The sequence below is a fragment of the Chitinivibrionia bacterium genome, from assembly GCA_009779925.1.
Taxonomy (GTDB): domain Bacteria; phylum Fibrobacterota; class Chitinivibrionia; order Chitinivibrionales; family Chitinivibrionaceae; genus WRFX01.
Window position 1 is genome coordinate 14,487 of record WRAZ01000019.1, and the last position, 22,982, is coordinate 37,468.

Here is a 22,982-nt window from a genome sequence, read left to right on the forward strand (position 1 = left end):
AATAATATATTTTACTCTTGTAAGAAAACATTTTTCTTAAAAACTAAAGTGTTTGAAAAATTTAAAATCTACGTATAAGTCCGAATTTGACGGGCTTATTCTTTTTTATTTTCAGGAAAGGACTAATTTATGGGCGCTATCACGATTAAAAACGCCGCTTGGCAAGGATACAGGCACAAAGAAACAGGTGTTTTGGTGCATTATGATGCAGATAACAAATCTGCTTTGCCAATACGGGCAACTGCCATCAAAAACGGAAAACAGGCGGACGTCGATCCAAATTATGAAACAGGAACTTACGGGCTTCACAGTTGTTCGGCAAGTCCGCACAGAGCAAAATTCGTAAAACAAAAATTCGGCTACGTATTTCTTATGACGAAATACCAAGGGACTAACGCAAAATTAAAAGACAAATTTTTGGTCGTCGGATACTACAAAATCGGAAGCGTTGCCGACGTGCGCAATTTGCATTTGAGACATCTTGAAGATAACAGTTGCTTTTCCGAAAAACTTTGCTACGCGCTAAAGGCAAACGTTATGGAAAACGGCGAAAACGAAATTGTTTTAGTATCAGAGGAAGACGCGTTTGTGCTTAACGCCGCCGCATTAAAGTCGCTTGCAATCGACAAAAAAATAACCAAAGCGGCAAAAATCGAACTTGACGAAGACAAAACAAAGAAATTGTTGAAAAAATTTGAAGGCAAAGAAAACAAAGTCGCCGAGTACATAGCCAAAACACAATCAGCGTTGGAAGCGGCGAACGCCACAGCTTAGCCTTTGTGTGTTCGTCTGTAAAGGCGGTTAATTATTGTATTTTTAATAAGCCGAGGTGAAAACCTGCTTATTTTGGGGAGAGGAGTTATTTCCTCTCCTGTTTTTTCTGGATAAAAGGTAATTGTCGGAAAATCCGAATTTACACTTGCGTTTTTACGCTCTTGCAAAAATCGGGCATACTCCAAAAAAGTCATTGGAAGTATCGGATATTTATTTGCCGCTTCAAAAATTTTGTTGAGAAGAGAAAACTCCTTGTGGTCGGGATGGTCATAAATAACAAACGGAATTTTGTAGCGAAATTGACGTGCAAAATAGCGTTCAAAAACCGCCGTTATTTTTCTTTCGTCCGTACAAACACTCCTAAAACTTCCCACGCAAAGCGGGAAAATCGGTATTTGCCAAAGTTTAGTCTCTTCAACCCAAAAAGGTAATGCGTCAGCCGCAAACGAGAAGTCCGATGAATACTCAAAATTATGCCTCTGCCTTAAAAAAACGTCGGCTCCTACGCGTCGCACTCCGTAAGGCGCACTGTACCCAAACGGAGTTTTGCCGTTTTTAACAAGAAATTCTATACCTTTTTCGAGATTTTCGTTTGTAGGTTTAACTTTATGCGAGAAACAGTGCAAAGCAAATTCGTCGCTCTCCCCTGCCTTAAATATACCGCTGTCAATTAAGCCGTTGCAATGTACAAACCACGAAGTTTTAAGCGTTTCTTTACATTTAATATCGGCATAATAATTTTCGATTGTATCGCGGTCGCAAAAATCGGTATCTACTCTAAATAAAAGCGGTATTTTTTCAGGGTCGGGAGAAAACGATTTCAGTGTAAGCGGTAAACCCTGAGAATGAAATAATCTTTTGAGCAACAATATAAAGAGTCGCTGTAAGCCGCCAAGGTCTCTGAGCGGAATTTCTTCGGCTGGAAGTTTCTTTTGCCCTACAAAATAACCTTTGCGTATCACAGGAAATTGCCGAGTTAAATTCATTGGAATTGAGGTTATTAGCGACAAGTTTTCAACAAATGAAAAAACATCGACTTGTTCATCGGAAAGCATAAAACTTAAAACAAATTTTTTGCGTTTTTTTTGTGTAAAGTCAAGAATTGTTTGCTCTTTTTTGAAGAAATTCGACGATACTTTTTCAAACAAAAACACGTGCGAAAAATCACACAACAGGCTCTCGTTCTCTATTTTTTCGTATATAACTCCACAGGAATTCAAAAAAGAGATAATATCGCTTTTTGCTCGCCAAACGCCGATTGATGCGCCGTTTTTCGTCATAAGAAATCTAACCGATTACAAAAGCCTTGCTGAAAAGCGGCGTCTTGGTTTCGGACGATAAAACTCTGAAAATGTAAATGCCCTTTTTTAATTTATCACCGCGAATGCTGATAAATTTCTGCTCTGATTTTGTCTGAACTTCAAAAACCTGATTACCTTCAAGGCACAGAATTTGAATTGTTTTTTCTTCGTTTGTGTTTATAAATTGACAAGTAATAAGGGCGTTTTCGTCAAGAGTAAACATAATTCGCGGAAGTCCGTCTTTAAGCATCTGCTCTGTTATTACCGTCTCAAAACTAAGCTCATCAACAAAAATATTTTCTGTAAATTGAACGATAACTTCTTCTGCCGGTTCTTCTGTTATTTGTGTTTCTTTAACGGCAATTGTTTCTTCTGCAACAACCACATATTCTGCCGAGAAGAGTTCTTCTATAGCGGAAATATCGTCTTCTTCGTCATTATTAAGCATTGCTTCTTCAACATTATCAATATCGAAATCGTCTTCTATAGCCTCGGCGCTAAGTGCTTCAACTGCAAAATCCGATGCAAAGACTGCAGTTGATAAAAGCAATATTAAAAAAAGTTTTTTCATTTATTCTAATCCTCTTAAAAGTAAATCTTCCAATTCAGCCGCAAGTTCGTCGCATTCGGCTTCTTCTATTTTAATTTTTGTCCAGCATTTAAATGATGCGATTGCCTGCCAAATAAGCATACGAAGCCCGTTTTGCGTACGATTTCCGTTTAATCGAGCCTCACGCAATAATTTTGTTTCAAGCGGGTTGTAAATTGCGTCGTAAATATATGTTTTGGAGTTAAGCGCGCAAATATCAATCGGCGACTCATCAATATTCGGATGCAGTCCTACCGAAGTGCAGTTTATTATGATGTCAGCTTCACCAATCACCCCATTTGCATTTTCAAATGTAGAATAAAAAACGGAGTAATTTGTTTTATGATTTACCTCATCCGCAAGTTCTTTTAATTTTTGCGGGTTTCTGCCGACTAAAGTCAGTGATTTGGGCTGAGAAGAGAACGGCAACGGAGGATTTGTCGCCAAAGACATTGCTATTGTCCGCGCAGTTCCGCCGTTTCCTAAAATAACAACGTTTTTCCCTTTATCTATGAAGAATTTATCTTTTATCAATGCCATACTAAAGCCAAAAAAATCTGTTGTTGTTGCGCAAACTTCTCCGTTTTCCCAATATAAGGTATTCGCCGCGCCTATAATATGCGAGTCGAGAATAACTTCGTCAGCTAAAGGAAGGATTGCCGATTTATGAGGAATTGTAATATTACAACCAAGGTATTTTTCATCCCTGAATTTCTTTACAAAACTCTCCAAATCTGCTTCGCTCTCAACTAAAAACGGTTGATATATTGCATCTATTTTATAGCGAGTAAAAAGAAAGTTGTGAATTTTAGGCGACAATGAGTGGGCTATCGGATTTCCCACAATTCCCGCAATTTTTGTATTTCCTGTTATATTCATTTGCACTCCCCTATTGCCAAAAACTATTTTAATTAAAAATTAAACAGGTAGAAAATATTTTTTGCCGCCCAAAGAAAGGAGATTTTTTATGTCTTCGGTTAAAAAGAGTGATTTGGTTTCCAAAATTTCGGCGCAAACAGGGCTTGCCGCCGTCGATACAAAAATCATTGTCGATGAACTTGTCAATGCAATATCCCTTGAATTGGAAAACGGCAACACAATAGAATTGCGCGGTTTTGCAACGTTCAGCGTAAAAAATCGCCGTCCGAGAATTGCACGAAACATAACAACAGGCGAACAGGTAAGCGTTCCCGCCAAAAAAGATATTGTTATGAAGCCAAGCAAACATTTAAAAGAAATGGTCGATAAATGAGTATTTACAAGCAAATAAAAGAAAAGTGCGACAAAAAACAAAAGCAATACTGGATTTTGCTTGACCCTGACGATTTTTTGAGCGCAGAAGCGGCAGATATTGTAAAAACCGCTGAAGAAGCAGGAGCAACCGCGGTTTTGATAGGCGGTTCGTTTATTCACGGCGACGGCTTACTTGCTGAGTTTATTGCTGAAATTAAGCAAAAATCAACTATTCCGATAATTCTTTTCCCCGGCGATGCTTCGCAAATTGCCGAAAATGCAGACGCAATTCTTTTTATGTCGCTTATTTCGGGCAGAAACCCTGATTTTTTGATAGGACAGCAAATAAAAGGCGCGGTAAAAATAGCCAAAACCAAAGTCGAGCCGATTTCTATGGGATATATGCTTGTTGAAAGCGGAACTACAACGTCGGTAGAATTTATGAGCAATACGAGACCTCTTCCCCGAGAAAAGCCCGAAATTGCCGCGGCGCACGCCCTTGCGGCACAGTTTTTGGGAATGAGTATGATTTATTTAGAAGCAGGAAGCGGCGCAAAATTCAGTGTCTCCGAAGAAATGATAACCGCTGTAAAAAGATGTGTGAAAATCCCCGTAATTGTAGGCGGCGGAATAAGAGATGCTGAAACAGCGAAACAAAAACTTGCGGCAGGTGCTGATATTATTATAACAGGAAACCTGCTTTCATCGTGTGGCGGTTTAGATGAAATGAAAAAAATTGCGGAAACAATAAGAGAATTTTAGAAAAAAATCAATAAATTCTTTTAGGCGGCAAATTTCTTTGCACCGACGAAACTCCCTTAATTTTTTTGATGTCTTTAATCAGCTCGTTTAGTTCTGTCAGCGATTTTATTTTTACTAAGATTAAAAGCTTTGCTACGCCTGTGCCTTTGCGATAATCACAGCTTTCTAATTTTATATTTTTAGCTTCTATAACCTTCGCAACATCCATACAAACATTACCTTGGTCAAGACCTAAAATTTTTAATTCCTGCGAAAATATACCGAAATCACCGCTCTGCGCCCAAGTACAGTAAATCGCCCTGCTGTTGTCGTCTGCAAAAATAAATGCGGCTTCACAGTTTTCTCTGTGAATGCTTATTCCGCGATCGCCGTTTGTGTTAAAACCTATTATTTTATCGCCGGGCAACGGATTACAGCAAACGCCGGGACGAATAGTATTTGTGTTTTTAAACGATTCGATAACCGTTTTGTTTATTCCTTTGCCGCCTTTAATCCAATGAGCAAATTTTTCAAGGCTCTCTTGCGCTGTTATGCTTTTTGTGAAATCCAAAATATTGTCAACCGTTATTTCACCCGAATATATTTTTTCATAAAGTACTTTTTCTTCATAAAAACCAAAATATTTCAGAATTTCTTCGCGATATTTTTCAAAACTCATAGGCTTGTTCAAATGGTCGTAAGCGCCTATCAACAAATTAAAAGCCCTATCCGTTTTATCGTCAACTTCTATCCGTTGAAGATATTTTTTTATAGATATTTTCGCCATTGGGGTTTTTACTATAGAAAGCCATTCAATACTGGGTTTTGAGTCTGTGCTTGTCAGAATATTTACAGTTTCATTGTTGTATAATCTTCGGCTTATCGGCATAATTTTTCCGTTTATTACAGCGCCACTGCACTTGTTCCCCTTTTGTTTATCAATATAATAAGCGAAATCAAGAACAGTAGAACCTTCGGGAAGTTTTACGACTTTTCCGCCTTTTTGAGAATAAACCGTTATTTCGTTCTCTCCCATCCCGCTTTTCAACACGCTCAAAAACTCCGACGAGTCAGTAAATTCTTTCTCCCAAATCGGAAATTCGTCAAGCCATTTTAATTTTTTATCGGTGCTTTTGTAGCCGCTGTGAGCCGCAAAGCCGTATTCCGATTCAAGATCCATTAACCAAGTTCTTATTTGAATTTCTACCTGATGCCCTGTTTCATCGTCAACAAGCGTCGTATGGAGCGATTTATATCCGTTATCCTTGGGAATAGCTATGTAATCCTTGATTTTATCGCCGATTGGACGCCAAACACTGTGCAAAAGTCCCAAAACCCTATAACAATCAATATCGTCTTTGCAGACTATTCGGCAACCTAAAACATCGTAAATTTCGTCGTATGGAACTTCGCGGTCAATATGTTTGCGAAAAATTGAATGTACGCTTTTAACACGTCCCGTAGCCTTGTACCCGTGTACATAATTAGCATTCAAAGTTTCGTGGATTTTATCTAAAAAATTCTTTATAACACTTTTGTTTACTTCATCTTGTAAATTTAATTTTTCGCGAATTTGCTCATACTCCTTAGGATAAGCATATTCCATAGATATGTCTTCAAGTTTGCTTTTCAGGGTATAAACACCCATTTCAGCGGCAAGCGGAGCATAAATAGTTAAGGTTTCTTCGGCAATTTTCTTGCGTTTTTCAGGACTAAGCGCACCAAGCGTCGATAAATTATGAAGACGATCCACAAGTTTTACCATAATCGTTCTGGGGTTTCGCGATGTCGCCAAAAGTGTTTTTCTGTATGTTTCGGCAACGCTGTTTTCCTTTTGCGCCTCACTTTTTTCTTCCATTGTCGTAACCTTGGTAACACCGTCAACAATGTCGGCGACTTCTTTGCCTAAGACTTCTTCTATGTTGTCGCGGTTGTATATGGTATCCTCTACCACATCGTGAAGCAGAGCGGCGCAAATCGTCATTGTATCTTGTCTGAGTTTAGTAAGCATTACCGCCACTGCAATCGGATGAATTATATATGGCTCTCCGGATTTTCTTTTTTGGACTTTGTGCGCTATAAACGCAAAGCGATACGCTTTTGCGATTTGCTTTAAGTCTAACGGATGACGTAAATCAATAGCTAATCCTTCTATCTTACTCATAAATGTACTGATAGAATCGTTAATATTATCGTACGGAATAAATCCTGAAATATCCCGCATCAAAAAATCATCGTTATCTTTATATTCCGGTTTGTCTTTTTCATCCAACAAGGTTCTTTTTTTCCTTTCTTAACTCAGAAAGTTTGCCTTCTACTTCGCCAAGTAAAAATCTCAGCTCGCTTGCTTTTTCAACTGCCGACATAATTTCTTTTTCGTCGTTTTTGAGTATGGAAATTCTTGCATTTACGTCATCGGATAAAAGCGAAAGTTTGTCTATTTCTTCTTCGAGAGCGGCTACCTGTCCTTCTTTTTGTCTCAATACGTCAATTCTGTTTTCTATTGTATTAAGAATTTTCAGCGCCATATCGGATTTTTCCTTGACCTCGCTAACTGCCTTAAGATGTCCTTCAAGAATTGAAATATCATCGTTTATTTTTGCAACCATTGCTGTCAGGGCTTCCATTTTTTCGTTTGCTTTGTCTATCTTTTTATGTCCCGCATCAACAGCTTCCAAACGGTATTCTATGTTTGCCACAAGGTTGTCCACATTTGAAATACGCGCGTCCACAGCTTCAATTCTGCCGCTTCTGAGCGAAATCTGCTCCATTTCTTGCTTCAGACCGTTAAGCAAAGTTCTCACTTCAGAGACGCGTTTTTCCGCCTCCGACACAAGTTCTTTGTCAACCTCAATTTTTATTATATGCTCGTTATATTCTTTCTGAACGCTCTTGAATTTTTCTTCATTACTACCTATTTTTGCTTCAAAATCTGAAACCGCTGCGTTAAATTTATCCAAAACTCTTTGCGAATTTTCTGTTTTTAATTTTACGGTCGTATCAAACTGCTCAAATTCGTTTTTAGTATTTGCCAAAGCGTCTTTTTCAACGTTAAGTCTTTCAAGCAATTTCTTTGCCTCTGCGCCTTGAGCCGAAAGGGAGTCAAAGGAGGCTTCCACAAGCGTCAATCGTTCTTTTTCTTTTTCAACAACCTGCATCTTCATATTTACGTCGCCGAGCAAATAATTTAGTTGGTCAAGACGCGCTTCTGTTTTCTCTACTATGGTATTTCTTTCGGATTGCGCCTCTATTTTTGCGTTAATATCCGCCACCATATCATCAAGTCCCGAAAGTTTCTGACTCACTTCTTCAACCATTAAAATTCGCTCGTTAATCTCTTCTATGCGCATTTTAGCAGTATTGGAAAGCACGGAAAGTTCGTCAAATTGCGCTGAAATCGCCGACAAATCCTGCTCGCGTTTCATAAGTGCGTTTGCGCGCTCTTCCAACTCTTTTTCTTTCAGAAGAATTTCATCGACCTTTTCGAGCATTACTCGTATTCTTTTTTCCGAAGCGGAAATATGCTCCTGTTTTTCTTCGACGCTTTTCTCAAGAATTGTTAAATTATCAAGTTTTGCTTCTATTTCATCTATTCTGCTTTCGGTTTTGGACAAAACGTCCTGCCGCGCTTCAAAACGAGTAATCCGCGTTTCAAAGGTTTCCATTCTTTGCGACAAGGAATCCAACGCCTTTATATCGTTGTCCGTCTCGACAATTCTCTGTTTTATCCTGTCTATACTTTTTTCGTAATCTATAATTTTAAGCAGAGTTGCTTCCATATTTTTTTGATGCTGGTCAATGGTGTCGGCAAGCGATTTGGCATTTCGCCCCATATTGTAAACTTCGGTGATATTTTGTTGCGAACTTTTTATTTCGCTCGAATTTGTCCTTAATTCGTCCGCCAAGCCCTTAACATCGTCGCATATAGTCTGAATTTCGTTGCGCCTTTGAGACGTATTATTTAACTCCGACAGAAAATTACGAACGTCATCAAGCCCTGTTTTGCTTTGACTGAATAAAATCTCGAGGCGAGAAATATTTTTTTCTATTTTACTCAACTCCGAATATTTTTGTTCCAAATGTTTAAGGTCGCTGTCTATTTTCCAAGTCAGCGTATTAAGTCGCCCTGCCTCTTCGGTCGCTTTTTCCACGACGACTTCCTGACGACGCAAACCGCTTATTTTGTTGCTGATATGCTCAACAAGCGAATTTAATTGTTCGACCTTGTCCTTGGTCAGTTTATATAATTGTAAATCCTTCTCGAGCGCCTCGACAGGACTTTCTTCTTTCGCAGCCTTAGAAAAAATTGCCATATTTTACCTACTCTCCGATTATCTCACTACAAATTCGTTTACTATTCTCCAACCGCCGTCGTGCCACACCAAATCCAACTGTTTACGACTGAAAAATCTCGACCTTTCAGTCTCATACAATTGATTAAACCTAACAGACGACGCATTCTCACTCATAGAAACTACATTAATGTTATCAAGAATAACGGAAATACTGTTAACCGAGCCGAAAATATTTTGTTTATTAGCCCTGAACGCTCGCCAATCGGGAAAGTTTTGCGCGTCATAAAAACGTGAATATCTTTCTAAGTCCCTGCTTTCCCAAGCTCTTGCCCAATCGTTAACAAATTGAATAATCCCTCTCTCGCTACGTTGAGCCGACGCAGGCGCTATAGGCTGAGGCGGTTGAACTGCTACGTTTTGCTGTGGCGGCGCAAGTGCCGTTTGCGTTGGAGCGGAAGCCTGCTGTTGCACTGCTTGTTGCTGAGGCGCCTGCGGAGTTTGTTGGACTGTTAAAGGCGGCGTCATTTGCGCAGGTTGTGCTTGCGTTTGGACGTTTTGTTGCGCCGCAACTTGTGTAATTTGGTTTTGAGCCGGAGTTTGGGTCGGTGGCGCTTGTTCGTTTACCTGCTCGTTTGTTTGCCTTGTTCGCGTCGGACGAACGGGAGGCGTTCTTTGATTTCTTTGCGCTTCCATATCTACAACGGGCGGCAATCTTCTTTGCCTTTCGTCAGGAAGCGTTATTTCGTTTGCAGGCGGAGCAATACTTGCTTGCGGCGTTAATGTTATCGGCTGAACTTCAACACCGGGGAAAGGAAGCTGAGGCACATTTTCTCTGCCGACAGGCACGTTCGTAAATGGGTCAATGCCAAGTTCTTCGGCAACCAATAATCTTTCCTGCCAAATTTCGTCCAAATCTATTAAGTTTTTTAAGTCCGAATATCGCTCTTCTATCAGAATAACGGGCGTAAGCAATCCATCGCCGATAAAACCGAAAAGTTCTTCCACATACGTATTATGCATAGAAACACAACCGCGCGAAACTATCGGAATAGTGTTGTCGAATGTGCCGTGTATCCAAATTCCGCTACCTGTTCGTCGCGCCGCTCTGTCGTGTCTGTTGGGGTAATTCAGCACAAACGCGTGAGGTCCGAACTGCGCCGCAACAGCTCTGCCATAACTTCGCACCATTTCGGTTTGATGTCGGTGGCGCACCATAAAATATAGCCCCTGAGGCGTTCTTCTGTCGCCCTCGCGCAATTTTGCACCTTCGTTTTCTCCGACAGCCACAGGATAAACCCGAACAACCCCCCACCTTCTCGGTCCTTGCCTCAAAAGATACAAAATTCTATGAAATTTATCAACCACTATCATATATCTCATTGCTCCCATACCGGAAACAACAGCAAACGGCTCCAAAAAGCCTTCTCCGAAAACCGCCGCTTCGTCCAAGTTTTCAAGCACGGGAAAAGCAGTGTCGCTGACAACATAATTAGCTCTGTTCACATAAATAAATTCAGCAATTTTAGGCGGAAGAAATATAACAGAAGCGACTAAAGCGGCAAGCATTACAAAAAGCACCGTAAAAAACGGGTGAATATAAAATCCTCCCCTGTATGCACGCCTGATTTTTTGTTTTCGCAGGGCAGTCAGAAAAACATTCTCTATCTTTCTTTTCAACAACCTCAAAATACCAAATAAACCGCGCATTTTTTTCACCTTAAAATTTACTTGTTTTATCTCAAACTTTTTTAGATTTAATAATATCAGAAATAAAAGGCATCACATTTTTAAGCGTAGCCTCGTCGTCTTCTATACGTAAAACCTTACATTTCATTACCGCTCGTTGAGACTGATTTCCGAAAAACACCGCAATCGAAGTATTCATTTTCGACAAGCAACTTAGTATTACGGGACTGTTTTCGGCGTTTCTGCAATAAAGAATATCAACATTCATTTTTTTTATTTTTTGGAGAAACAATGAAAAGTCCGCTCGTTCTCTTTGAGGCGGAACTTTAACAATTTCCGTTGGTTTTGCCTCCGCCAGAAGAAAGCCGTCAAGTGTCGTCTCGCTGATAATTCTTATTTCGGCAGAGGGCGACATTGCTTTCAGCGCGGAAACGTCTTCGATGACTACGTCCAAAGGATCACTGCTCGACAATACACAAACTATCGACACGACATTCCCCAAGAGTTCATTCATTGGCAATTCGTTTTTCTTCAATTCCATTGTTTTCCCGTAATTTTTCTTGCTTTCTTAACATATAAAATAACTATATTCCCAAGCAAAAAGCGGATTTTGCTTCAAAAAAGTGTAAATTCGGCAATTTTGTTATAATTTTTAATAAATTTATTGACTTTTATACTTGCACAAACGTATTTTCCTCTCGATTTTATGCACTCTTAGCTCAGTCGGTAGAGCAGATGACTCTTAATCATCGGGTCCGGGGTTCGATCCCCCGAGGGTGTATATCTCTCATTTTGCGGAAGTGGTGAAATGGTAGACACGTCGGTTTCAGGTACCGATGGTTGCAAAATCGTGGGGGTTCAAGTCCCTTCTTCCGCATTCAAATTCGCTCCCTTAGCTCAACAGGATAGAGCTCCGGTTTCCTAAACCGAAAACACAGGTTCGACCCCTGTAGGGAGTATTTTTTTTTACCTAAACCTCTTAATTTACCACGCTCAAATCAATCGTCGCGCCTTGCGTCTCTTCTGTTGCGGCGACGTTGCTGATTTTGGTCGTCGTCGGTCGCAGGTGTCTCGGCGGCTATCATTGCTTCAAAATTGACAGGGCGAAACTCTGTCATTCCGTCTCTGTAAAGCGCTAACGAGTCTTGCGCAGTCATTTCGTCGCCGCCACCGCCCAACGGTTGATCTAAGGCAGGCGCTTCAAATTGACTGAAACGTGCGGCGTCAATTCCGAGTTGCAGGAAGTTGTCGATTTGCGAGCGAAGGTTTATTCGCGTCTCGTCTATCACTGTTACGTGGGTCGGCATATTATTGTCTCTGTATCTTGCTCTTCCGAGGCGAAATCTCATATTATCCTCAGTTCCCGAAACGTTAACCCCTAATCTAAAAGGCAGAGGCGAACGAAGCACCGATATGTGGTAGCGGAAAGACATATCAAGATTTTGAATGCCGCTTATAGCCACTCTGTAGCGGTCCATTTCCATAATAAACGGGAATATTTGCACTTCATTATTGCTTATAAGCATCTCAACCGAAATGCTGTCCACCAAATTTTCTTCACGGTTTCTGAACCTCAGAGTTCGTGCTATTTCGGCAAAGTCTTCACCGTCCAAAAGCACCATATTTCTGCCGCTTATTCTGCAGGAAGCGTTAATGCTGGGTAAAATAATGTCCATTGTCGTATCAAGAGACATAGTCGCCGCAATCTGAGCGTTTACTATTCCTCTGAACGACGAAAGCATAGGCGCAAATTCATCAACTGCAGGAATTATTGATATAAAATCTTCGACTTGTATATCTTTGAAATCAAGGTCAACACCCAATGTTATGTCCTTTCTGCTACGTGTGGCGTAAAGCGCGGTCAGGTTTATTTCACCCATACTCGTTTTTGCTACTATATCATTTAATTGCAAAACCCTGTCGCGCATAAGCAAACCGCCCGTCAATCTGTCTATTGTTATATCGGCGTATCTTCCGTTGCGAACGTCTAATCTCGCGTCAATTGACACATTTGAGGGAATTACAACGAGTTGCGGAACATCTTCGTCTCTGCCTTCGTTCAGCTCCTGAAGCATTCTTTCAAGTTGGTCTTCGTCTTGTGCGCCTGCTATCGCCCTTCTTTGCTCCTCTGTTGTTTCGGCAAATGCGGCTCCGTCATTTACCGCCGCAAGAAGTTCGTTTATGTTGAGCGTGTCGGCTTTAATGTTGGTTGTTATTCTTAGTCCGCGACCTGTGTTCATCGCACGACGTATATTATCGACCCTGCCCGTGGCATTTATTCTTGACGCACCCAAATGTATATCGGCATTGTTCAGCGTGGCGTCGTTGCTTGTAAAGGCTAAGTCAATGTTTTGCAGGCGAGTGCGCAAAGGAAACATCGGCGAAACCATTCTTCCCGTGCGAGATTTTATAGCCCCGTCCAAAGCCCAATCCCTCAAAAGCGCCCCGATTTCCGTGTTGGCTATGTCAATATCGTCGCCTGCAAAATCGTCGGCGGCACGGACTGCATCTCTGCTTGCTCGGCGTTGGCTTCGAGCGTGCGCTTCCAAAGCGTCGCGTTCAATATCGGGAAATAATAATTGAAGCGAATCTAAATTTACAGGCGCTCTCTGCCGTGTTCTCTGAGCGTTCGGGTCGTTTCTGTTTGCCGTAAGAGCAATACTCGCATCGCGAACGCTGAAGCGGCTTCCTTCAGCTCCCCTCATACTTAAACGCGAGGCTTCGGTTTCAAAGGTTATAGCCGGTAAAGCGCGGTTTTCTCTTTGCCCTCTCATTCTCAGACTGGTTTTTACTTCGCGTAAGGTTATTGTCGAAGAATCCAAAGCCGTGTATTGCAACATACCCGCCGTAAAAGTTCCCGACATCGGTATAACGCTTCCGTTGCCGCCCGTTAAAACATCGTCTGATGAGCGCGCCGCCAAATTCACTTTGGAAAAAGCTACCGTTTCGCGGCTCGGAAGTCTTATACGCGCCGAATCCGACTTGAAATCTATGGTTATTTGACGTCTTTCTTCACCCGTTCTTCTGCTCACTCTTCTGTTGGTCGTGTTAAGTTCCAAATTAGTTCTTTCGACCATAATACTTATGGTATCTTGGGGAATGCGGAGACGCACTCTGTTGGCGTTTACCTGCACAACAAGATTGTTTCTCGCCAAATCCCGCTCGTTAAGTTGGCTCAATATAAACGAACCATCGGCATTAAATCCGATGTTTCCGCGAGCGGTTATCCCTAAATCGTCGGGAGCAAACTTCATCAACTCTCTCAAATCGGCAGTCCCCGTCAGTTTCATTGTAATGTTGGGGTCGTCGAGTAAGTTTGTCGCGTTCAAATTTCCTTTGAGCGTTGCCGACAATGCTTGCAGGTCTATGTTTCTGACGTTTATTCCCGTTCTCTGAGGCGTGGTCGGGTCGAAATTCAGAGTAGCGTCAATCGCAAAATTGTCGATTTTCAACTCCTCTTCTCTGCTTTGTCTGTATGTAAGATTTCCTCTCGGCACTCTGATATTTGCGACAACGCTCGGCATTTTTCCGTTTTCCGTAAACTCGTATTTACCGTTTATTTTTGCATCCAAAGTAATTGCGATATTTGTCCGTATTTTATTTGTTTCGGTGTTTAAGCCTGCAGGAACAAGCGCCAATAACCTCTGGACGGGAAGCGCCGTAATCCTTGCTGTCAAGTCGGTTTCGACACCGTCTTCCGCAAAAGTAAGTTCGCCGTTAAGTTGCAGTTCGGGCAAATTGGCAATTGTTAAACTAATGTCTCTAAGCCCCAAAAAGAAAAGATTTTCGGGATTGAGTAAAAGCGTTCCGCCAAATATTAACGGAAGCGAATCAGCAAACATTTGCTTTTCTACCGTAGCCCAAACCGCCGCATCTATGTCCGCGGTGTATTCCCGACGATTTTCCACCGCCTCAAACACTGCCGATTTCAGCAATAAGCGCGCGTTAATATCGTCGTTTTTAAGCTCGCCGTTAAAATTTATATCCGAAAATGCAATCCTGTCGATTTCGAGACGTGCGGTGTCGGGCGTAATTTTTCCCTCCAGAAGCACCCTGCCGATTGACGCCTGCAAATCCATAGAATCCGAATGCGAAATGTGCCCGAGTTCCACTTGTGAAAGAATAAATCTGTTAATTTCAAGTTTTTCCATATTGGGAGTAAGCATTCCGTCAATCAACAGACTGTCAAGCGATACCTGCGAATGCATATTCATTGCCTCAGAATACGAACGGAAAGCCAATTCGATTCGAGAAGCAAAAAACCTGTGAATTTCAATGTTTTCCATATCGGGAGTAATGTTTCCTCTTAAACGCAATCTGCCGCCGATATTTGCCTGCAAACTCATAGAATCGGGAACGGATTTATAACTGATTTTTGCAGGTCCTCTGACTGTAAATCGCTCGATATTCAGCTCAAACGGCATATCGTCGGGCGTGTCTGCGGCGGTCGTATCGGCTTCGGTTTCTGCAAAAATCTCCCAGTTAGCGCGCCCCGACGGCGACACGTACGCATTTACTATAGGTTGCGAAATACGAATACGTTCTATGTTAATGTTGCCGCCCAACAAATCCCTCGCATTCAGCGACACCATAAGTTCGTTAAAACGTATAAGAGTGTCCACTCCTTGCGGGTGATACGCCAAATATGCAGTATCCGTTCTCATTGCGTGAGAAATAATTTGTCCTTCAATAAGTTTAATGCTGATTTTGGGAAATTCTTCCAAAAGCGAAAGTTCAACAGAATTGAATTTTACATCGGCATCAAGAAATTCGGTGCTGAACCTATTGACCAAAGGTGTAAGTTGCGCAGGACTAAGCATATAAAAGAATAAACCGACCACCGCCCCAATAATCAAAATTATTGCCGCCAACGAAATTGCTACCCATTTCAATATTTTTTTTGTAGTATTTTGCATAAAAACCACCCTTTTTTACTTGAAAATTTTGCAGAAAATATCATTTGCCACTACAAAAATGACAATTTTTTACGGAAATTCGATAATATTTATACAAAAAACTCCCCTACTTGCTCAACGAACTGACCTCAACGCCCAATTCTGCTTCTGCGTCAACTGCGCCACGGTTTATCAACCGCATTGCACTATTCAGGTTTTCGATAGTCACAGGGTCTTCAATATGCAACTTTATTACCTTTATCAGTTGTACAATCATTCTGAAATGACGGATAATGTCGCCTTCGGGAATGCTGAAAGAGCCGATTTTTTCGAGGTCGCCGCCCTTTACCCACGACAAAGTTATAGGCGTATAAGAAAAATCAAGTTCTTTTATGGCATTATCTTCTTTAATGCCGGACTTAATCTCTTTTTCACGAAGTTTTCTTATCACTTTTTCGCCGTCGTTGTTTATCTTAATAATAGTTTCGGGAATGTCGATTTTTGCATTTTTCTTTCGGGTTTCATAAATTACCGCACCCAAAAGACAACAAATATCTTCAGGCGAAAGCAAATCAAAACACCGAGTGTAATAAAGTTGCGCCGCCTGAATTTCGTAGCCGCTGACCGCCATTGCAAGTTTGCCCTTTGGTGTTAAGTTTTGCCCATCCAAAAAGCCTTCGCTTTGCAAAAATTCTATGCGGCGTCTTATCTGGTTCTCCTCTTTTTGATACGAGGTAGAAATAATAAAATCCCCGCCTTTAAAATTTCTCAGACTTTTGCGGAAAATGTCGAATGCGCCCTCGCCGTGCCTGCTGTAAAGCGAAAGAATGGTCGAATATTGCGCAAAAAAACGACTTCTGATAGGCTCGCTTTTACCGAAAAACAAACGTTTTACCTCTTTGGGGTCGGTAATTTCGGGAACAATATGACAATAAACATTACCCTCTTTGTCCATTCCGCGACGCCCTGCACGCCCTGCCATCTGCAAATACGAGCGATTTGTAAGATATTCAAATTCCACACCGTTAAATTTTTCTATTTCGTCAAAAATTACCGAGCGTGCAGGCATATTTACGCCCAAAGCAAAGGTTTCGGTACAAAACAAAATTTTTATTAGCCCCGTCGAAAAGAGACGCTCCACAATCTCTTTCGCCGCAGGTATTATTCCCGCGTGATGATAGGCAATTCCCGCTTTCCACAGGTGTTTCATTGAGTCCAGCTTGGCATAATCGGCTATTCCGTAGCAACCGACCAATTCATCGACCATTATTGATAATTTTTGTTTTTCGTCTTCACTCAAAAGTTGAAGGCGGCAGTTATCGAGAGCGTTTTTTTCGCAAGATTTTCGATTAAAACAGAAATAAAGTATGGGACTGCCGTTTTTCGCCCTAACAAAATCAATAACTTTGCGGCAATTCGGCTTGGCAAATCTCATTTTGCGGCGTTTTTTCTTATCCCAAACATATTTTCTTTCCAAATATTTTAAGGAAACTTCGCCGTATCTTCCCGAAAAAAGATGGTATTTTAACGGAACAACCCTTTCGTATTCTTTAATTACGACAAATTTGCTGCCTTTTCGCACCGCCTGCATCCATTCTGCGAGTTGGTCAATATTCGGAACGGTCGCTGACAAACACAAAAAGCGAATGTTTTCGGGCGCCAAAATTATGCTTTCTTCCCAAACCGTGCCGCGCTCTTCGTCGTCAATAAAATGCACTTCGTCAAAAATTGTATAAAGCACGTCGTCAAGGCGGTTCGACTGCTCCAAAATCATATTTCTGAAAATTTCGGTAGTCATTATCAAAATCGGCGCGGTCGGATTTATAGTGACGTCCCCTGTGTGAATTCCGACGGCGCTTTCCCCGAAACGAATACGAAAATCGCGATATTTTTGGTTTGACAACGCCTTAATCGGCGCCGTATAAATCACCCTTTTCCCTTCGTTCAGCGATTTTTCAACGGCGTATTCCGCAATCAATGTTTTTCCGCAACCCGTCGGAGCCGATACCAAAACCGAATTTCCCTCGTCCAATGCAATAATCGCTTGCTCCTGAAACGCGTCTAATTTATGCCCTAAGTATTCCATCATTTACAAACTTCCAATTCTAAGTCGTTAATAAGTTTCATATCATTTTCGGTACTACAGTTCGGAGTAGTTAAAAGTCCGCCGCTTATTATTGAGTTCGCCCCCGCAAAAAACATCATTGACTGCAATTCGCGCAAATGCACTCGCCCGCCCGCCACTTTTATGTCTGCGTTTGGATTGGTAAAACGAAACATTGCAACGATTTTGAGAATATCCAAAGGTTTCATCGGTAGCAAATTTTCGAGTTTTGTTCCTTCAAGCGCAATTAAAAAATTAAGCGGAATAATATCGCTTCCGATTTCGGCAAGTTCCATTGCCAACTCTACCCTCTGCTCTTTGCTCTCCCCTACGCCCAGTATTCCGCCGCAACATAATTCCAAGCCTATTTTTTTTACGCGCTTTGCCATATCTGCGCGCAAATCCCAACTGTGGGTTGTGCAGATTTGCGGATAAAAGTTTTTCGCCGTTTCTATGTTATGATGATAGCGCGCCATCCCTGCATTTTTTAGTTTCAGCAGTTGTTCGTCGGTTATTATTCCCAAAGACGCGCTCCAGTCGGGCAGGCGTTCATTCGTAGGGGCGTATTGCATACGCCCTGTTTCCCCGCATTCGTCGTTGTTTTTGGGCGTATGCAATACGCCCCTACGTTTCATCGCCTCTATCAATACGTCAATGTCGATATCATTTAGCCCTTCGCCTGAGGTTACCACCCCGAAGCAAAACGCGTCTTTCGGTGTTTCAGCGTAAGTTTTTGCAATGGCTTCGCTGTTTCTCATCGGATAAATTTCGCCTTTTATTTTGCTGTGAGCCGACTGAGCGCAAAATGCGCAATCTTCACTGCACGCGCCGCTTTTTGCGTTCGTAATTGTACAAATGCGAACACCACTTCCCTGTGTTTTCACGCGAAGTTTGTTTGCGTAGCCAAGAAGCATAGGAAAATCGACATTGTCGATATTCAAAATCTCTAACGCCGTATCTTTATCTATAGCTTGCAAAGTTTCTATTGCTCTTTGCAGTTTTGAAAATAAATCTCTCAATTTAATACCTCTTTAACCGCGTTTGCTATTATTTTAACGCCTTCTTCTATTTTATTTTCGTCTGCGCCCGAAAACGCCAAACGCATACCGTTGTTCTTTTTTCCTTTTGGGTCAAACGCTCTGCCGACAACAAACGCCGCGCCGTTTTTGACTGCTATCTTAAACACGTCGCTCGAATCAATATTTTCGGGCAAAGTCGCCCACACAAAAAATCCTCCGCGAGGTTTCGTCCAAGTAATTCCTTGGTCTTTGGGCATATATTTGTCGAGCGCGTCAAGCATAATTTGCGCTCTTTTTTTGTATTTTGGTCTGAGCGCTTCCAAATAAGGCTCTAACTGCCCGCTTTGCAAATAAGCGCTTGCCAAAACTTGCGTGTAAGTCGAAGAACACGCGTCCTGCGACTGCTTTGCCAACTCGCATTTATCGACAAGTTCGCTTGGAGCAAGCATATAGCCCAAACGAAAACCCGGTCCCAAAATCTTTGCAAAACTTCCGACGTACATAATGTTGTCTTTGTATGTAGGGGCGGGTTTGAAACCCGCCCCTACAGTTTGTCGTTCTGCGGCTATTGCTTTCATCGGTTTAACCCAACCCTTGACTTCTTCGTCGAACCACAATTCGCCGTAAGGGTCGTCTTCGAGCATAGGCAAATCGTGTTTTTCTATGAAATCGAGCAGTTCTATTTTCCGCTCGGGCGAATAAATCGTTCCCGCAGGATTTTGAAAATATGGAATTACATACAAAAACTTCGGTTTTTCGCCGTTTTTCATTGCATTTTCGAGCGCGGCAATATTTATTCCGCCCTCGTCCATTGCGATACCCTCAACATTGGCGTCGTACGAATTAAACGCCGCAATTCCGCCGATAAACGACGGGTCTTCGGTAAGTATTCTGTCTTTCGGGTCAACTAAAACTTTCGTAATCAAATTTATAGCCTGTTGCGCTCCCGTTGTAATTAAAATTTTATTGCCATCAAGTGGCAGCCCCTTACTCTGCAAATATTTTGCAAGTGATTCTTTAAGCGCGGGTATTCCGTCTGTGGGACCGTATTGAAACGCCTTTTTTTTGTCGGCAATCGATAAGTTTTGCGTAATTTTTTCCATTACATCGACAGGAAACAGGTCGTTGTTCGGCATTCCGCCCGAAAACGAAATAATCGACGGGTCGCTTGCAAGTTTCATAAGCTCACGAATTTCGCTCGCTCTTAATTTTTCTATAGATTTGGCAAATTGCACTGCGCATTCCCCTTTTATTAACTGTAATTTTGGCAATAAAATACGTTCTGCCGGAATAAAAAAGAGGCGAAATTTCCTTCGCCCCTTTTTTATTTATATCACCGAAATTACTTGTTATAAAGCGGACGTTTCTGATACGCCCTGTGAAGTAAATCGTGTGCTTTTCCTTTGTTCGGCTCTCCCAAAAACTCTTTGTAGGCTGTAATAATCTCAGGATTTTTGTGCGAGCAACGAATTTTGGAAATCTCGTCGTCTTTGTATATTCCCGCAGTTCTTTTTGCGCGATACTCTTCGGTTGTGCCGTGAGGTTGTCCGCCGCCGCCTACGCAACCGCCGCTACACGCCATAACTTCGATAAAGTGATACGGAGTTTCCTTGCCCGCCGCTTTTGCCGCGCGGATTTCGTTAAGCACCGTCTCAATATTTACCATTCCGTGCGCTACTGCAATACGAACCTTGTTGCCTGCAACGTCGAGTTCTGCGGTTTTTACGCCTGCAGTGCCTCTCGGAGCGTCAAATTCGACTTTGTCGAGCTCTTTGCCGCTGATTTTAGCAGCCGCTGTTCTCAAAGCCGCTTCCATAACGCCGCCTGTTGTGCCAAAAATTGTTCCCGCGCCCGAATAAGTTCCCAAAAGCGGGTCAACTTCTTCGTCTTTGGCGTTTACAAGGTCGATGCTCGCCTGTTTAATCATTCGCGCAAGTTCGCGAGTGGTAATAACTACATCGACGTCTTTTGTGCCTTTTACTGCGGAATCCATATCGCTGAGGCTTATCTCGAACTTCTTTGCCGTGCAAGGCATTACGCTTACTACGTATATGTCTTTGGGGTCAATTCCCGCTTTTTGCGCGTAGTAGGTTTTAATCATTGCGCCTTCCATTTGCTGTGGCGATTTGCAGGTCGAGAAATGCGGAATAAGGTCGTTAGAGTACTTTTCCATATAATCAACCCACGCAGGACAGCACGAAGTTATCAGCGGAAGTTTGTCTTTTGCCTTTGTAAAACGCTCGATAAACTCGCTCGCTTCTTCCATAATGGTAAGGTCGGCGGCAAAGTTTGTATCGAATACTTTTGCAAAGCCGAGACGTCTAAGCGCCGCGTACATTTTGCCTGTAATCAACTCGCCGACGGGCATACCAAACGCCTCGCCCAAAGCAACTCTGACTGCAGGAGCAACCTGCACAACGCAGTGCTTTTTGGGGTCTTTAAGCGCGGCAAAAACCGTTTTTGTTTCGTCTTTTTCGTAAATTGCGCCTACAGGGCAATGAGCCGAACACTGACCGCATTTGATACACGGAGAATCCGCCAATTTAACGCCCGCCGCAGGAACCATATACGTGTTTTCGCCTCTGCCGATAAATTCGAGCGCGTAAACACCCTGCTTATTTTGGCAAACAAGCGCGCAACGTCCGCATTTAAGACATTTTTCGCTTTCAAGCACCAAAGAATTAGTCGATTCGTCTTTCGGAAGTCCTTTAATATCCATAGAATAAGGTTGCTCCGTTATACCGAAATCCGCCGTAAGCGCTTGCAATTCGCAGTTGTTGTTTCGTCTGCAATTAAGGCAGTCGTTGGGGTGGTTCGACAAAATCAACTGCAAAACCGCTTTTCTTGTTTCGAGCAGTTCGGCGTCGCTTGTTATGTATTCTTTTCCTTCTTCAGCCGCAATGGCGCAAGCGCGGAAAAGTTTCGGCGAGCCTTTCATTTTAACTACGCAAATTCCGCAAGACGCCCACGCTTCCACATCGGGATGATAGCACAAAACCGGAATTTTGAAACCTGCTTTTTTTGCGGCGTCAAGGATGGTAGTTCCCGCGGGAACGCTGACATCAATACCGTCTATTTTACAATTTATAGTAGCCATTTTTACACTCCTCTCTTATTCCTTAATGATTGCTTTAAATTTACCACAAGCCGGAATACACTCGCCGCATTTTACGCATTTGCTTTGGTCGATTACATACGGCGCTTTCTTTTTGCCCGGCAACGGCTCGCAATCTTCCTGATAAATCGCGTCCGCGGGACATTTTCTCACACACAAACTGCAACCCACGCAAAGTTCGCGAATAATCTTGAACTCAAGCAGGTTTTTACATTTGCCCGCAGGACATTTTTTGTCTCTGATGTGAGCAAGCAATTCGTCTTGGAAGTAGTTGATTATAGACAAAGCCGGGTTTGGAGTTGTCTGACCCAACGCGCAAAGCGAAGCGCGGCGCATAGTCTCAGAAATTTCCTTAATTTGGTCTATATCGCTCATTTCGCCTTTTCCTTCGGCGATTTTGTCAAGAATATTAAGCAGTTTTCTGCCGCCGATTCTGCAAGGCGCGCATTTTCCGCAACTTTCATCGACCGAGAAATCAAGATAGAAGCGAACAATATCAACAATACAGTCTTTTTCGTCCATTACAATCATACCGCCCGACCCCATCATAGAGCCCGCGGCAACCAATGTGTCGAAGTCAATCGGAGTGTCGAGTTTGTCGGGTCCAAGAACGCCGCCCGAAGGTCCGCCCGTCTGAACCGCCTTAAACGCGTGTCCGCCTCTTATTCCGCCGCCGATTTCAAATATGATGTCGCGCAAAGTTGTTCCCATCGGAACTTCTACAAGCCCGGTATTATTTACTTTACCCGTAAGCGCAAACACTTTTGTTCCGGGAGAACCTTGCGTTCCCACGCTTGCAAATTTTTCGCCGCCGTGAAGTATAATATAAGGAACGCACGCGTACGTCTCAACGTTATTGATAAGCGTAGGTTTTCCCCAAAGTCCTTTTACCGCAGGGAACGGAGGACGAACTCTCGGAATTCCGCGCTCGCCTTCGATTGAAGCCAAAAGAGCCGTTTCTTCGCCGCAGACAAACGCGCCCGCGCCCAAACGAATTTCGATGTCGAAGTCAAAGCCGCTTCCGAGAATATTTTTACCCAAGAAGCCGTATTCGCGCGATTGTTTCAACGCAAACAACATACGCTCTACCGCCAAACCGTATTCCGCTCTGATGTAGATAAATCCTTGCTGAGCGCCAATCGCTTTTGCCGCGATTGTCATAGCCTCGATTATGCTGTGTGAGTCGCCTTCGATTATACTTCTGTCCATATAAGCGCCCGGGTCGCCTTC

Annotated in this window: 16 protein-coding genes and 3 tRNA genes; 6 read left to right on the forward strand and 13 right to left on the reverse strand. The window is 42.5% G+C overall.

The window, feature by feature from the left end:
* Positions 1-129: 129 nt before the first annotated feature.
* Positions 130-774 (forward strand): hypothetical protein, encoded by a 645-nt coding sequence (locus tag FWE23_06790; protein ID MCL2845141.1) that lies wholly within the window; start codon positions 130-132, stop codon positions 772-774.
* Here the strand turns inward: FWE23_06790 and FWE23_06795 are convergent.
* The 3 genes from FWE23_06795 to aroE are packed head-to-tail and all read right to left on the reverse strand — an operon-like array spanning position 771 to position 3,543.
* The gene (locus FWE23_06795; GenBank protein ID MCL2845142.1) at positions 771-2,054 is read right to left on the reverse strand and encodes a hypothetical protein; all 1,284 of its coding nucleotides are present in this window, start codon (positions 2,052-2,054) and stop codon (positions 771-773) included. The genes FWE23_06790 and FWE23_06795 overlap by 4 nt on opposite strands.
* A 7-nt stretch (positions 2,055-2,061) precedes the next feature.
* Positions 2,062-2,646 carry a hypothetical protein gene (locus FWE23_06800; protein ID MCL2845143.1) on the reverse strand — a complete coding sequence of 195 codons (585 nt, stop codon included), beginning with the start codon at positions 2,644-2,646 and terminating at the stop codon, positions 2,062-2,064.
* Complete coding sequence (aroE, locus tag FWE23_06805; GenBank protein ID MCL2845144.1) at positions 2,647-3,543, reverse strand: shikimate dehydrogenase; 897 nt, start codon at positions 3,541-3,543, stop codon at positions 2,647-2,649.
* Positions 3,544-3,631: 88 nt separating this feature from the next.
* Here aroE and FWE23_06810 point away from each other — a divergent pair, with 88 nt between their 5' ends.
* A complete protein-coding gene (locus FWE23_06810) occupies positions 3,632-3,916 on the forward strand; it encodes an integration host factor subunit beta (protein ID MCL2845145.1) in 285 nt (94 codons plus the stop codon).
* Entirely contained in the window at positions 3,913-4,659 is a 747-nt protein-coding gene (locus tag FWE23_06815) for a geranylgeranylglyceryl/heptaprenylglyceryl phosphate synthase (GenBank protein ID MCL2845146.1), read from the forward strand. The genes FWE23_06810 and FWE23_06815 overlap by 4 nt, the downstream gene beginning before the upstream one ends.
* A gap of 7 nt (positions 4,660-4,666) precedes the next feature.
* Here the strand turns inward: FWE23_06815 and FWE23_06820 are convergent, their stop codons facing one another.
* The 4 genes from FWE23_06820 to FWE23_06835 are packed head-to-tail and all read right to left on the reverse strand — an operon-like array spanning position 4,667 to position 11,160.
* The gene (locus FWE23_06820; protein ID MCL2845147.1) at positions 4,667-6,913 is read right to left on the reverse strand and encodes a RelA/SpoT family protein; all 2,247 of its coding nucleotides are present in this window, start codon (positions 6,911-6,913) and stop codon (positions 4,667-4,669) included.
* Complete coding sequence (locus FWE23_06825; GenBank protein MCL2845148.1) at positions 6,903-8,951, reverse strand: hypothetical protein; 2,049 nt, start codon at positions 8,949-8,951, stop codon at positions 6,903-6,905. Before FWE23_06825 ends, FWE23_06820 begins: the two co-directional genes overlap by 11 nt.
* 18 nt (positions 8,952-8,969) lie before the next feature.
* Entirely contained in the window at positions 8,970-10,640 is a 1,671-nt protein-coding gene (locus tag FWE23_06830) for a L,D-transpeptidase family protein (GenBank protein ID MCL2845149.1), read from the reverse strand.
* A 31-nt stretch (positions 10,641-10,671) separates the two neighbouring features.
* Positions 10,672-11,160 carry a hypothetical protein gene (locus tag FWE23_06835; protein MCL2845150.1) on the reverse strand — a complete coding sequence of 163 codons (489 nt, stop codon included), beginning with the start codon at positions 11,158-11,160 and terminating at the stop codon, positions 10,672-10,674.
* A 167-nt stretch (positions 11,161-11,327) separates the two neighbouring features.
* Between FWE23_06835 and FWE23_06840 the strand changes: the two genes are divergently transcribed.
* From FWE23_06840 to FWE23_06850, 3 genes are all read left to right on the forward strand, one after another.
* A tRNA-Lys gene (locus FWE23_06840) sits at positions 11,328-11,400 on the forward strand.
* Between the two features lie 13 nt (positions 11,401-11,413).
* Positions 11,414-11,496, forward strand: a tRNA-Leu gene (locus FWE23_06845).
* A gap of 9 nt (positions 11,497-11,505) precedes the next feature.
* Positions 11,506-11,578, forward strand: a tRNA-Arg gene (locus tag FWE23_06850).
* A 39-nt stretch (positions 11,579-11,617) separates the two neighbouring features.
* Here FWE23_06850 and FWE23_06855 read toward each other — a convergent pair.
* The 6 genes from FWE23_06855 to FWE23_06880 form a co-directional block, all read right to left on the reverse strand.
* A complete protein-coding gene (locus FWE23_06855; protein ID MCL2845151.1) occupies positions 11,618-15,535 on the reverse strand; it encodes a hypothetical protein in 3,918 nt (1,305 codons plus the stop codon).
* 106 nt (positions 15,536-15,641) lie between these two features.
* A complete protein-coding gene (locus tag FWE23_06860; protein MCL2845152.1) occupies positions 15,642-17,603 on the reverse strand; it encodes a DEAD/DEAH box helicase in 1,962 nt (653 codons plus the stop codon).
* Complete coding sequence (gene bioB / locus FWE23_06865) at positions 17,600-18,637, reverse strand: biotin synthase BioB (protein ID MCL2845153.1); 1,038 nt, start codon at positions 18,635-18,637, stop codon at positions 17,600-17,602. The genes FWE23_06860 and bioB overlap by 4 nt, the downstream gene beginning before the upstream one ends.
* Positions 18,634-19,872, reverse strand: a complete 1,239-nt coding sequence (locus FWE23_06870) for a PLP-dependent aminotransferase family protein (GenBank protein MCL2845154.1) — start codon at positions 19,870-19,872, stop codon at positions 18,634-18,636. The genes bioB and FWE23_06870 overlap by 4 nt, the downstream gene beginning before the upstream one ends.
* Before the next feature lie 107 nt (positions 19,873-19,979).
* On the reverse strand, positions 19,980-21,734 hold the full coding sequence (locus tag FWE23_06875) for an NADH-dependent [FeFe] hydrogenase, group A6 (protein ID MCL2845155.1): 1,755 nt from the start codon (positions 21,732-21,734) through the stop codon (positions 19,980-19,982).
* 15 nt (positions 21,735-21,749) lie between these two features.
* The coding region (locus tag FWE23_06880) for an SLBB domain-containing protein (GenBank protein MCL2845156.1) at positions 21,750-22,982 on the reverse strand (1,233 nt) is incomplete at its 5' end.

What these genes read in the sequence shown, in the direction of transcription:
- FWE23_06810 (MCL2845145.1), top strand. Translation starts at nt 3,632, where the DNA reads ATGTCTTCGGTTAAAAAGAGTGATTTGGTTTCCAAAATTTCGGCGCAA.
- FWE23_06790 (MCL2845141.1), top strand. Translation starts at nt 130, where the DNA reads ATGGGCGCTATCACGATTAAAAACGCCGCTTGGCAAGGATACAGGCAC.
- FWE23_06855 (MCL2845151.1), bottom strand. Translation starts at nt 15,535, where the DNA reads ATGCAAAATACTACAAAAAAAATATTGAAATGGGTAGCAATTTCGTTG.
- FWE23_06795 (MCL2845142.1), bottom strand. Translation starts at nt 2,054, where the DNA reads ATGACGAAAAACGGCGCATCAATCGGCGTTTGGCGAGCAAAAAGCGAT.
- FWE23_06815 (MCL2845146.1), top strand. Translation starts at nt 3,913, where the DNA reads ATGAGTATTTACAAGCAAATAAAAGAAAAGTGCGACAAAAAACAAAAG.
- FWE23_06825 (MCL2845148.1), bottom strand. Translation starts at nt 8,951, where the DNA reads ATGGCAATTTTTTCTAAGGCTGCGAAAGAAGAAAGTCCTGTCGAGGCG.
- aroE (MCL2845144.1), bottom strand. Translation starts at nt 3,543, where the DNA reads ATGAATATAACAGGAAATACAAAAATTGCGGGAATTGTGGGAAATCCG.
- FWE23_06830 (MCL2845149.1), bottom strand. Translation starts at nt 10,640, where the DNA reads ATGCGCGGTTTATTTGGTATTTTGAGGTTGTTGAAAAGAAAGATAGAG.
- FWE23_06860 (MCL2845152.1), bottom strand. Translation starts at nt 17,603, where the DNA reads ATGATGGAATACTTAGGGCATAAATTAGACGCGTTTCAGGAGCAAGCG.
- FWE23_06800 (MCL2845143.1), bottom strand. Translation starts at nt 2,646, where the DNA reads ATGAAAAAACTTTTTTTAATATTGCTTTTATCAACTGCAGTCTTTGCA.
- FWE23_06835 (MCL2845150.1), bottom strand. Translation starts at nt 11,160, where the DNA reads ATGGAATTGAAGAAAAACGAATTGCCAATGAATGAACTCTTGGGGAAT.
- FWE23_06875 (MCL2845155.1), bottom strand. Translation starts at nt 21,734, where the DNA reads ATGGCTACTATAAATTGTAAAATAGACGGTATTGATGTCAGCGTTCCC.